Below are 10,982 nucleotides of genomic sequence, written 5' to 3' on the forward strand. Positions count from 1 at the left end.
TCTCTTAAAAATTCAAGTTTCAAAAAATACGCCGGCTTCCAGACCAAACCGCAAATACTCTTCCAGACGAATCCGCAAATTGGCTTCTCGCTGTGGCTGGAACAGCACGTGATAAACGCCCATTTCACCGCCATCCGACGCGCCTGTGCGAATTTCTGCGGGCGCTACCTGGCGCAATTGCGCATAGGCAGGAGCACTGGCGCTTAAGGCCGTAAAACTCGGGCGCAGCCACCGCCGTATCCGCAACGCGATAAGCGCCCGTTCTGCTGCAGTGGCAGGCACACCGGTTTCTTCCTCGCGTGCTGTAACGGCCTGATCGATGGCCAGCTGCGGCTGACAACGATACCGCCGCGGTGTGACCGATCCGTCGGGGACGTAACTGAAGCGCATGCAGCCCTCTTGTTTGCGCAGGGCCCGAACGGGTGCTGACCCGTCACCGGGATCGCGTGCAAACAGGATAGCGTCGGAGACCAAGGGGAAGCTGCGGGTGAGAATACGTCCAATGACTGTGGAAGTCAGAATCGTGAGCGCGCCTGCAGGGTCGCCCTCACCGGCAAGCCCCGACACCGCCAGCCCCTCGGCGCTGTCCAACGACGCCAAAGATGCCGCATCGATGATACAGTCTTCGATCCTTACATTGGTCGTGTCGAGCATGCGCATCGGTCCGGCGATGGAGCGCGCAATGTCCAACTCAACCCCAGTTGCCGTAATGCGCAGGCTTTCCGCACCGGGACTTTGCGGTGCACCGGTCTCTGTGAAAGCCAGACCCGGAACGAGTGTCATGTGAGACAGGCTGACCGCACCCAATGACGCGCCTGACGGATCCGGCACGATATGAAGAGCCGCACCTTCGACAACAAGGCCGTTTAGGCTCACCCGGGCATCCGATCCGCCGTGAATTTCGATTGGCGCTGCCGCCCGCAGTATGGGCCGGGCACCATCCGCCGCCCGCAAGCCGACCTCCGTTGCCGCGGCCGCCGTAATCGTAGCCGGGGCAACAAAGACGTCGTTGGTTGTAATTTCGACAATGCCGCCATCGGGCTGCAGCGCATCGAGCGCGTCCTGTAAGGTTGCATGCTCGGCGCTCGGAAAGGCAATCACCGGTGTCCCGCTCATCGCGGTTGCAAGGCTGCTGGCGCGATTGTATTCGCCGCCGCCGATCGGAGCCGGAAAGGCCGTGTGATAGGTGACCCGCACTTCGCGGGTTTCGGGTTCAGGAAATGCCATCCGGCCCAGTTCCGGGTCGATCCGCAAGAGTGCGTTCGGCGCAGGTACTTCGGGTGCCGGTGCGCCTTCGAGATCGGCCAGCAGCGACGGATCGATGGCATCGTGGGGCGAGTGGTTCCACCCCGGCGCGTCATCAGACAGATCGCAGGCTTCGATACGTGTGACCGGAATCGCCACGTTGTCGATGAACACCTCCAGGCTGCGCAGGCTGCCTGCGTCGGTCCGCCCATACCAGAGTGCAGGATCGTCGTGCAGCATCCGGCGCGTGATGTCGCCAGGAACGTTGATCGGCTGGGCGAGACTTTCGATCTCGGTTTCCGCCTCCTGCCGGTTTACAAGCTGGCGGGGGGCGCCCAGGGGATCGAAGAGGTAGCGCCGCGCATCGATCTGCGTGGCCGGCACATTACTCAGCCGTTGTGCCGCCAAACGCCAAAGGAAGATACCAATGTTCGGCAGGTTATGCTTTCCACCTGTGGACTTGCGCCCCGCACCCTGTGTGATCGAGCGCACATCGACGGAACGGGTTACCGAATCAAAGGCGCGTCCCAGCGGTTCCAGCATGAGCGGGTCGTGCAGGTCCGGGGTCGCGTGATGGCCGGCCCGGATATGGTTCATATGCTGGCAGGTGGCGACCAGCTGAAAATACTCGACCACCCGGGCCGGCCAGCCGGTGACATCTCTGGCCAATTGTTCCAGCACGGCGGCGGTACCTTTGCGCCGACGGTACGCGATGGTGTTGGCGACTTCCGCTCTCGTGCCCGTGGTCAAACCTTCGACCGGAAAAAGGGTCCTATAACCGATCACGCCGCCAATGTAGGGGGCGGCCCAGGGTGCACAGGTTTCGATGAAGAGATCGTCGAGCAATTGTTCGATATTCTCTTCAACGGCAGCCCCCTCACGCGCCAGCACTGCAATCAATGCCCGCAGAGGTTCTCCTTCGTCCGCATCACGCAGACGATGGACAGCAGGAAGGAGCGCGTAGAGATTGTCTGCGTTGATCCGGTTCATGCCATCACCTCCAGCAGATCGAAGGGTTCAGGCGAGAGCGTGAGAATTTCGGCGGGCAGCAAAGATCCATCAATTCCCCGTCGCCCTGTCTGCGATACCAGGAGCCTATGATCGGTCGGGTTGGTTTGCGGGTCGATGTCCCGGTAGAGCCGGTCGATATCGACCGCCATGACGCCGTCGACCTCATGGGCTCGAGCAGCAACGTCGCTCAGTGCAACCGATTGGGCAAAATCGCGGCGCGCAAAGCTAAAGGCGTCCCGTAATGCTGCCTCCACTTCCGTCAGCACGGTGCTGTCGTCGTAGGCGCCATCGACGGCCACCTTCAGTCCCAGACGGAAGGTGGCGGGCTGATAGGTAATCAGGTCGAAGGTCACGAGTGGGTCGCCATAGGTACGATACGCATCCAAAAGTGCGGAAAAGACCGGACCATCAACTGGAATCTCCACTCCGTCGTCGCCTGCAATGGTCACCACGATCCGGCGTGTCTCGCCCTGCCAGACCCAGCGCGCGTCGGCTTTTGCGATACCGGGGAAACCAAGCGCGAAATCCCGGTAGTCGGTCACTGAGACGACGCGCCCGAGCGTCAGCGTATAGATCGGTGCATTTTGCCGTGCGGCGGCGGCGGCCTCAGCATCGGCGCCGCCGCTCGAGGGCAGTGGATTTGTGACCTCCCGGAGCCCGAGCGGCCGATCAAGCGGCAACGAAAGCTGACCGGCATTCAGGTTCCCAGCCCGTCCCAGGCCCTGTCGATATTCCGCCTGGATGTTGTCTCGGCCAGCCGGCGGGCGGGCGCCGGAGATGCCATCGCCGAACTGCACGGTCGTCTCACCCGCGTCCGACAGACTGGTAGTAAAGACTCGTTCGGTCGGCTGGCGGGCATAGAGATTGGGGACCTCATCCCACTGCACCCCGTCAATCCGCAACTGAAGAGTCGAAGCGACGCCGTTTTCTGTCGGCGCAACCAGATGTGTCACCGGGTTCTGTTTCAGGACGGCGGTTTGGAACGGGCGGGACGGATCACCGCCGCCGAGAATGTCGGAGACGCTTTCCCCATGCGAGCCAACAGCCACATTTGCGTGAATCGAGAGGCTGCGGCGGTCGAAGGCCGCGGACAAGGCATCTTGCAGGACGAGGGTTGAATGAGTCGCATCGACAAAGTTCACCCGATCAAGAATTGCCGTTTCCGCAATGATTTCCGAAGTGTCGTCCGCGACTATAGTCTCAAAATAACTGTCCGGCGCATTAACAGCCCCGGCAAATCCGTCCGCTTCTCCAAGCGTCCAGGTCAAGAGGCTGGACGAGCCTGGAACGGCGACGGGTTCACCATAGAGCGCGACACGCTGTCCCTTGCTGACGACCCGCGAAGCACCCTCAATCGATGTAAGTGTCAAGCTGTCGGCTCGAACGATCATCTGCGCACGGTGGCCAGCGAAAACCAAACGCCGCCCCTCGGGCAGCGCGGCTGCCGCCGTATCCAGCTCGATCACATTGCCGGTGACCGGGTCAATCAGAGGTTTTTCCGCCAACGCGATTTCTTCGCTGGCGCCATAAACCGAAACGCGCCTGTAATCGTCGTCGAAAACGCTCAAGCCTTCCGTCGTATCGAGCGTCAGACGCGTGGTTTTGCCGCTCACGGCATAGCGTGCCTCGGCATCATCCTTAGCCTCGACGATTCGATACAGCTCCACCAGACCCGTGGGCACCGTCAGCGCAACCCACCCCCCCTCTACAAAGCCTTTGTAGACGGCATCGAGCGATATCTGTCCGGTCCCCGGGAACTTGAAGGACCAGTCCCCGATGTTTGTCGCTGAACCCACGATCTTAGAAGGCGAGTTTTGCGGTGTTTCATCGCCGATGATGATAACCAACAGATCGGTTGTGTAACCGAAAGTGTCGCGTTGCTCCTTGGAAAGAACACGCGGATGAGGAGCATTGTAGCCGAAAAGCGACGCGCGCTCGCGCATCACGAAAAAGCGGTGATCTGCCTGCGCAGGCAGACCGGGCGGCGTATCGGATCCAAGCGGTTGGTCCCAACGCACCAGCGTCTTGTTCAGATCCGGATAGGGTGTGACCTGCAGGATCCGCCGGAAATCCCAGAGCTCCGAACCGGGATCATAGTCCGCGGCCGAGGGATCTCCGCGCTGCCGGCCCACGATCACTATCGCATCGCCTTTCTGCAGTGTCGGAAGCCCCTCAAGCCAGGTTTCGAAATCGTCATTTGCGGGTGCGATGCGCCGGTTCTGACGGGGACGCAGCCTGTTCCAGGCGACCCGGGCGTGAAACGCTTCAAGGGTTTCAAATGTCTGGGGTTCTTCGTCCGGTCCTGGCTGGCTTTGCACGCGCGTTCCGGCGGGCACCTCCAGATCGGCCACATCGGCCTCTGCACCCGGCGGATCATCCATCAGAAAAACGAGATCAGTTTCGGCCGCGGACCCGGGATGCAGCCGATAACCAATCAGACGCGCGATCTCGGCAATGGATAGCCGTTCAAGTGCCGTCTGAATATAGGCTTCGTTTGCATGGCGTTCCTGATAGAAGCTCAGCACATCACAGACGCTTGCCCAGGCATCGATCAGAGCGATGGTAAAGTCATCATCCTCGCGCGTGCCCAAGCCGAGAAGAGGCGGATGAGCGGATGACGCGAGATTTGCCAGCATCGAAGCCTTGAAGCGCCCGTGGTCCCCAATCCGGTAATCAATGGCCGTGAGGTTCGGCCGGTTCTCGACGGCCTGCAAAGTCGAAAGCGTCGTGCCGTCGCAGCAATCGCAGGTGCTGCCGATGTCCTGACCTAAATCAGCGTGTCCGATGCGAATAGGAGCGTCGCTCACTTGCCGCCTCCCATTTCTATGGTGATCGCGCCGCGTTCCGGGAAGTTCGGGTTGTTCTCGAGCTGGGCGATCTCAAGCCGACCCAATGCGATGACGCCATCCTTGAGAGGAGTGGTCGTGGTGGTGCCCCGGCGCCGGAACCGAGTAGCCTTCACCGAAGTTACACCCTCGACGGCCATGACCGCTGCGTAGATCGGGCTCAGATAAACCGCCTCGCCAAAACTCAGATTGTCCGGATGGAAGTGCCCGAGCGTTCCGTCGCTGAAACCCGCGGTTCCAAGCACCGCCATCACCTCTCGACGCACTTCCGAACGGAAGTGTTCGGGGCTCGCACAGACGAACAATCCCAGTTCCAGGGCGACAAAGCGCGGCGCATCGATCTCCAGGTCGTAGCCTGCCATGCGGAAGCGATCGAGGAAGCTCCGCAGTCCAGCTTCGAATTCCGACGTGACAGGACGCCCGCCAAAACGGTCCACCGTGACAAAAACTGTGTGCCCATGGCCGTTCCAACGGAAAGTGGCCGCCGCCCGCTGCACGTCCGGATAGCGTCGGGCGAGATCGGCATAATCATCCGCCGTTACCGCGCGTTCCTGGCGCCGGTAAGCATAGGGCGCCGCTTTACGGACTTCCTCCATGGATTCCGGATTCGCCCCGCCGGTGGCAGGCAACGGGTTGCGCAGCTCAATGATCCCGCCCTGATCCGTAATCACATGGCGCAACGCATCGGCGCCGATATTCCCAATGGCACCGTTACCGACCCGATAAGACGCGGAAAAGCCCGTGCGGGCATTCGGCCGGCGTCCATTCCGATCATCGCCAAAGCGCAGACGGGCACGCCCGTCGCGTTCGGTCTCGACGACGAAATGCCGATCATCGGCGAAGGATTGCAGCAGATCGCGACGCGCCAGCCAGCGTTCCGAAGGAGTCAGATCGTCATCGAGCCGCACGTCGGGCCGGCGATTATCGATACGCTGATCCGTCGCATCGAACGCGGACGGACTGATGTCGGGATCATAGTCGGGCGATAGCTGCGTGACCGGCCCAAGCTCTAGAGCCGGGCGGTACCGGGGCGCCACGGGAATGGGATCGGCCCGTTCGCAAGCGTCGTTCGTCGGTTCCGCAACAAGGCTCAGATAAGGCGCAGGAACGCGCGACAATTCCTCACCCGAAACCGAACGGCCGTGATCAGCCAGCAGGATGTTGCCGAGAGCATGAGAAACCCGGTTGACCGGTCCACCGCCGACAGCGTCGTCGAGCGTCGCAGAGATGCAGAATGGGAAAGGCAAGGCGTCTTCTTCGGCCCAGCGGATCTCCGTAATCTCGGCGCCGGTCAGTTCATCCGTCAATCCACTCTCGATCGCGCAGAGTCGAACTGCATGTCGAATATTGGGATCGGCATCCGCGCCGCGGCCGGTCCGCGGGCCAACCCACTCCTCGAAAATCAGGATGTCACCGTTCGCGAGATCGGGAAAATTTCCAGCCAGGGTGGCACGGGTGGCACCCCTGGTCAGACAGCATTCGGCATCGCCCCATTCGTAAAAATCCATCGCATTGTGGGCGGCGAACAGCTCCTTGTCGTGCAGTGGCTCAAACACCAGCGGCAGGCGGTTCAAAACCCGGTCGCGCGAAGCAGGCGCGACGACCGGATCCAGCCCGGTCAGACGGGTCAGAAACTGTTCTTCGTTTTGCCGGATGATGACACCATCCACATCCACGCTGATCTGAATCCAGACCCGCGCGTTGCCGCCATCATGCATCTGATAATCGACCAACCGTGCATGCCTGCGAACCGACGAACGGCGGCGTGCAGTGGCCAGATAAGCCTCAGTCGCGACCGCATCCTGAGCATAACTCAAGCGGTCTCCGGTGAAGGCCAGCATTTCCACCAAGGTAATCCCCAAATCAGCTGGATTGCGTTCGCGCCAGTCGGGCATGATCTGCGCCATACGGTTGAGCATCAGGCGGCGGAAGCTCTGATAATCCTTGGCCAGATAGGAAATTGCCGGATTGTCCGTCAGATCGCCGGGGCAATCGTTGCGCGGCGCGCAGTCGAAGTCGGTCGGACATTCCACCTTGAAGGAAAAATCGACCTGGGAGAGAAGACGGTCGATTCCGGCAGGGGGCGACAGCGCGCCCAAGGTCGATACCAGACGAAGCGTATAGGTCGCGTAGTCGCCATTGGAGCTGGTCCGCAAGACCAGAACCTGATCGGCCTCGGGCAAGGCGGTCAAGAACCCCGGCAAGCCTGCCTCGATCGGGTCGATCAGGCTTAGATCGGGAGCGTCGGCCCGGGTGACCCACTCAATTTCCACCCCAGTAATCCGCTCGCCACCTGACAGCTCCAGATTATCAAGCGTCAGATCAGGCGCCGGCTTCAGAAAGCGCAGCAGCAACGTGCGTTGACGCGGCGTGTTCTCGGGCGCTTCCAGGTCCAGGACTTCGATGAAGTCGATACCGTTGAGAACGGCGTCCGCCAGCACGAGTTCCCGGCGGCGGGCATCGCAGCAGTGATAGATCACGGTCCGCCTCCCATCTCAAACTCAGCCAGCTGCTGCGTATCATCGCTCAACAGACGATAGGCAATGCGAATGCGCAGCGCGGAGTCTTCGGCTTCGGTTTGAACGCCATCCACGACGATCCGCTGCCCAAGATTTTGCTGCAAAGCGCCTTTGATCATGAATTCGGCAGTCGCAGCGGCCTCGGGGCTGGCGGCAGCAAAAACCAGTTGAAGAATGCCTGCGCCGAATTCGGGGCGGTTCACCCGCTCGCCGGGTGAGGTGAAGAGAATCTGCTCGATCAGATTTCGGACATGCTCGGCTTCCGACACATTGGCGGTGCGGTCGCGCCCGTCGAAATGATATGGGAAATCGATCTGCATGCGCCTTAGCTCCCGATCACGCGGGTTTGGGCTTGAATGGGCAGCATCGGCGTTCCGGTCGGCACGCAGGTGCTGACGCTGTCCTGCAGAACGACCGGCGCACCACCGGCAAATACCCGGGTCGCGGCAACAACGAACGTGCCGGTAACGCAGGGTCCGTTGCCGCCGGGCGGCACGAAGCCACAACCTGCGACCACCCAGGGAGAGGTCTGTGTCACCGCCGGCTGCCCGGACAGCAGAACCCGGGGAAAGGGAGTGGTTGGCGTCGCCTGGCCACCGTGACTGCAGGTGACCGTCGCACCGAGATGGAGTATGGGACCTGGCATGCTCTTCCCTTTCTCAGATGACCGTCAACGCGCCGTTGTTGATGGTAACGGCCGGTCCGGTCATCACGATGGACGCCCCCCGGCCGTTCTGGATGTAAATCCCGGTATCATTGACGATAAGCGACGCACCGGTCGCCGTTTTCAATACGATCCCGCCGGTCGGCCCGGGCAAATCCGTGACCGTGATGCCGTTTTGCAGAAGCGTCTGCATGGTCATCGCAGAAACACCCGGAGGCGTTAGTTGATGAAGCACCGGCACCTCAGCGGCTGAGCCGAAATAGCAGCCGGTCCAGATCGGATAATCCGGATCGCCACGCTCGAACTCGATCCAGACGCCGGCTCCGATCGGCGGCACACCCATATTGGCCGTTTGAATGCCCGCGACCGGAAAACAGGGCATCGCCCAACTGGTCAGGGCAATGGAGGAAACATCCGGCACGATTGCCTGAATACGACCGGTCAACATGGGATCGATATTGTTGACCACCGTCCCGCGATATTTGCCGTAATAGGTTTCTGTCATGCCGGAACCGATGTTTGTGTGGGCAAAAGCCCGTTGCGTTTAAGGGTGAAAGACTGCTTGTAGGCGCCGCGCGTCAGCTCATGCGTTACGCTGTCGACGTAGTGAACGCCGTCGTAGGCTTGACCGGCGCCACGCACGCCAACCAGAGAGCGGGCCTTAAGAATCCTGCCGTAGCGAACCACGTCGATCTTTCCGGTACCCGTGACCGCGTCGGCGTGCTGAGCCGCGTAAGCAAATCCGCGAACGACGGCTTCAAAAGGATTCAGGCGGGCGGTGTCGCGCAGGCGGGTGATCTTTGGCGGCAACGGCGGAATCGCGCCCAAGGGTGGGTGAAACGGGATTGCCGACGGAATCGGAATGGGGATCGGTGCCTTGGTCAACTGGTTCTGTATAAACACGATCGGGATCTCTGTGCCGTCTTTGTTAAAGGTAAAACTCAGCTCCTCGGCATTGGTCGGACTGCCGGACTCGATCGTCAGGGCGGGCTGTACATCGCCGATACGAACCTCGGGGCCCCAGTAGGCAAAGCTGGTGGCCGGTGCAGGGCCGGGCTTCATGAAAAAGGTGTACCCTGCCTCGCCAGCGAGCATGCGGATGTATTCGAGATCCGTATCTTGATGCCGGGGCAGTTTTTCGGTCGGCAGGGGCGGCCCTTCGAGAGACGGAATGACTTGTGGAATCAGGCCCAGCCAGGCATATTTGGCCAGGATCAAGTTGACCCGGACAAAAGGCGGCATCGCGATGTAGGGCAGACCCGAGAAATCGAAAAGCTCCATGGTCGCCGTGAGATCTTTGCCCATCACCTTCAGCATAGCGGGTGCGCCGCCGGTGCCCGGATTCAACTCCGTACGGGTTACGACACCATTGATCAGTGGCGTCGCACGGCCATTCACGGTGGCAATGAGTGCGACACGAAGGATCGGAAGTGCGGATCCGCCTGCGAGCAGAAAAATTGTGTTGAGCGGAGAATTCTTTTCCAGCGCGAACAGCAGATCGAATCCGCTTTGTGTTTCGCCCGAGTTTTCGTGGACCGTAACGGATTGGAGGGCATCGACAACGGGACGTGGCGCCGCGATCGGCACACCCGGTCCAAACATCACCGTAAGATCGACGCCCTTGATCATACCAATGTCATCCTTCCTCGGGCCCGGGCACACCTTGCGGCAGAGTTATGCGCACGTCGGCGCCCTCTTCTTCCAGCTCCTCCGCCCAGAGGCTGCCGTTAGCGTCGCAAAGCATCCAAAAGGCTTCGGGATTCCCGACCTCCGCGGCAGTGATCTGATCCAACCGCTCGCCCTGCAGGACACGGCGCAGGCGCAGCGTATGAAAGGACTCCGGTTGCGGCGCAAAGCGGCGCTGCAGATAGGTGGTCGCGACCCCATCCGCTCCGACAATCACGCTTGTGGGAACTCCGTGATATCGGCTTTCGGGTGGAAAATCTGTGCGCTCGACAACACCGGCCTCGAACATGGCCTGAATGGGGTTTTTCATGGCAGACCTCCGATGCCGAAGTCAGCAAGCGGACCACTGGCAGAGCGGGAAGCAAGCTGTTCCTTGCCTTGCAGATAAGCCATGAAGAGGCCGCTGCCGCGATGTTTGAACCCGAGGTCATCGACGCTCAGGACCCTCAGACTAAGACTGACTTTGGCGCGGATTGGATTCAGCGCGGCATCGAAGAATTCTTCGGTGATCGATAGATCGGTGACGCGCACAGGCACCACCCGGTTGCGGCTCCAGACGAAAAGCGCGAGCGGTGTTTCAGCAGGTGTGATTTCGAAACTTCCGGCATCCGACTGGGCATTCTGCCGCTCCAGCTGCGCTACGCTCGGATGCAGCAGGGTCTCCATTGCCGAAAGGGCCGGGAAGATGCCGGCCTCCACGGCATCGGCATTCTGCTTTGGAAACTCCAACTGATCGGTGGCATCAAGCTCGGCTTCCAGGGTGATGGTCTCAACCGCCGGGCCCGTCAACCGCAGAGGTTGCGAACGGTCCGGCTCATCCTGGATCGACTGAACCTGAAGCGATCGCTGCAGAGTTTCAGATGCATATTGCAGCGTAATGATACGCTCGATCGCACCGCTCTCCGGCTCTATCAAAACAAGCCCGGCGCGGGTGAGTTTCGGGGATCTGGGAAAGCCTGTCATCTTGGTTCTGCTTTCATCCTAAATTCGAAGTCCGCTGACGCATTTTTC

General features: G+C 60.7%; 9 protein-coding genes. All 9 read right to left on the minus strand.

The window, feature by feature from the left end:
• Positions 1-12 precede the first annotated feature (12 nt).
• Genes QMZ18_RS10175 through QMZ18_RS10215 form a run of 9 tightly spaced genes read right to left on the minus strand, consistent with a single transcriptional unit; the run spans position 13 to position 10,934 of the window.
• Positions 13-2,235: a hypothetical protein gene (locus tag QMZ18_RS10175; protein ID WP_282606170.1), complete on the minus strand. Its 2,223-nt coding sequence runs from the start codon at positions 2,233-2,235 to the stop codon at positions 13-15.
• Positions 2,232-5,063: a baseplate J/gp47 family protein gene (locus tag QMZ18_RS10180; protein ID WP_282606171.1), complete on the minus strand. Its 2,832-nt coding sequence runs from the start codon at positions 5,061-5,063 to the stop codon at positions 2,232-2,234. The genes QMZ18_RS10175 and QMZ18_RS10180 overlap by 4 nt, the downstream gene beginning before the upstream one ends.
• Positions 5,060-7,582 (minus strand): putative baseplate assembly protein, encoded by a 2,523-nt coding sequence (locus QMZ18_RS10185; protein WP_282606172.1) that lies wholly within the window; start codon positions 7,580-7,582, stop codon positions 5,060-5,062. Before QMZ18_RS10185 ends, QMZ18_RS10180 begins: the two co-directional genes overlap by 4 nt.
• Positions 7,579-7,941 carry a GPW/gp25 family protein gene (locus QMZ18_RS10190; protein WP_282606173.1) on the minus strand — a complete coding sequence of 121 codons (363 nt, stop codon included), beginning with the start codon at positions 7,939-7,941 and terminating at the stop codon, positions 7,579-7,581. Before QMZ18_RS10190 ends, QMZ18_RS10185 begins: the two co-directional genes overlap by 4 nt.
• A 5-nt stretch (positions 7,942-7,946) precedes the next feature.
• Positions 7,947-8,267, minus strand: coding sequence for a hypothetical protein (locus QMZ18_RS10195; protein ID WP_282606174.1), 321 nt, complete (start codon positions 8,265-8,267; stop codon positions 7,947-7,949).
• Positions 8,268-8,280: 13 nt separating this feature from the next.
• Complete coding sequence (locus QMZ18_RS10200; protein ID WP_282606175.1) at positions 8,281-8,790, minus strand: phage baseplate assembly protein V; 510 nt, start codon at positions 8,788-8,790, stop codon at positions 8,281-8,283.
• Positions 8,787-9,914, minus strand: a complete 1,128-nt coding sequence (locus QMZ18_RS10205; protein ID WP_282606176.1) for a hypothetical protein — start codon at positions 9,912-9,914, stop codon at positions 8,787-8,789. Before QMZ18_RS10205 ends, QMZ18_RS10200 begins: the two co-directional genes overlap by 4 nt.
• 7 nt (positions 9,915-9,921) lie before the next feature.
• Positions 9,922-10,281: a hypothetical protein gene (locus QMZ18_RS10210; protein ID WP_282606177.1), complete on the minus strand. Its 360-nt coding sequence runs from the start codon at positions 10,279-10,281 to the stop codon at positions 9,922-9,924.
• Positions 10,278-10,934, minus strand: a complete 657-nt coding sequence (locus QMZ18_RS10215; RefSeq protein ID WP_282606178.1) for a hypothetical protein — start codon at positions 10,932-10,934, stop codon at positions 10,278-10,280. The genes QMZ18_RS10210 and QMZ18_RS10215 overlap by 4 nt, the downstream gene beginning before the upstream one ends.
• Positions 10,935-10,982: the final 48 nt, after the last annotated feature.

It is taken from the genome of Pelagibius sp. Alg239-R121 (assembly GCF_947331435.1).
Classification (GTDB): Bacteria; Pseudomonadota; Alphaproteobacteria; order Kiloniellales; family Kiloniellaceae; genus Denitrobaculum.

What these genes read in the sequence shown, in the direction of transcription:
- QMZ18_RS10175 (WP_282606170.1), bottom strand. Translation starts at nt 2,235, where the DNA reads ATGAACCGGATCAACGCAGACAATCTCTACGCGCTCCTTCCTGCTGTC.
- QMZ18_RS10190 (WP_282606173.1), bottom strand. Translation starts at nt 7,941, where the DNA reads ATGCAGATCGATTTCCCATATCATTTCGACGGGCGCGACCGCACCGCC.
- QMZ18_RS10195 (WP_282606174.1), bottom strand. Translation starts at nt 8,267, where the DNA reads ATGCCAGGTCCCATACTCCATCTCGGTGCGACGGTCACCTGCAGTCAC.
- QMZ18_RS10200 (WP_282606175.1), bottom strand. Translation starts at nt 8,790, where the DNA reads ATGACAGAAACCTATTACGGCAAATATCGCGGGACGGTGGTCAACAAT.
- QMZ18_RS10205 (WP_282606176.1), bottom strand. Translation starts at nt 9,914, where the DNA reads ATGATCAAGGGCGTCGATCTTACGGTGATGTTTGGACCGGGTGTGCCG.
- QMZ18_RS10210 (WP_282606177.1), bottom strand. Translation starts at nt 10,281, where the DNA reads ATGAAAAACCCCATTCAGGCCATGTTCGAGGCCGGTGTTGTCGAGCGC.
- QMZ18_RS10215 (WP_282606178.1), bottom strand. Translation starts at nt 10,934, where the DNA reads ATGACAGGCTTTCCCAGATCCCCGAAACTCACCCGCGCCGGGCTTGTT.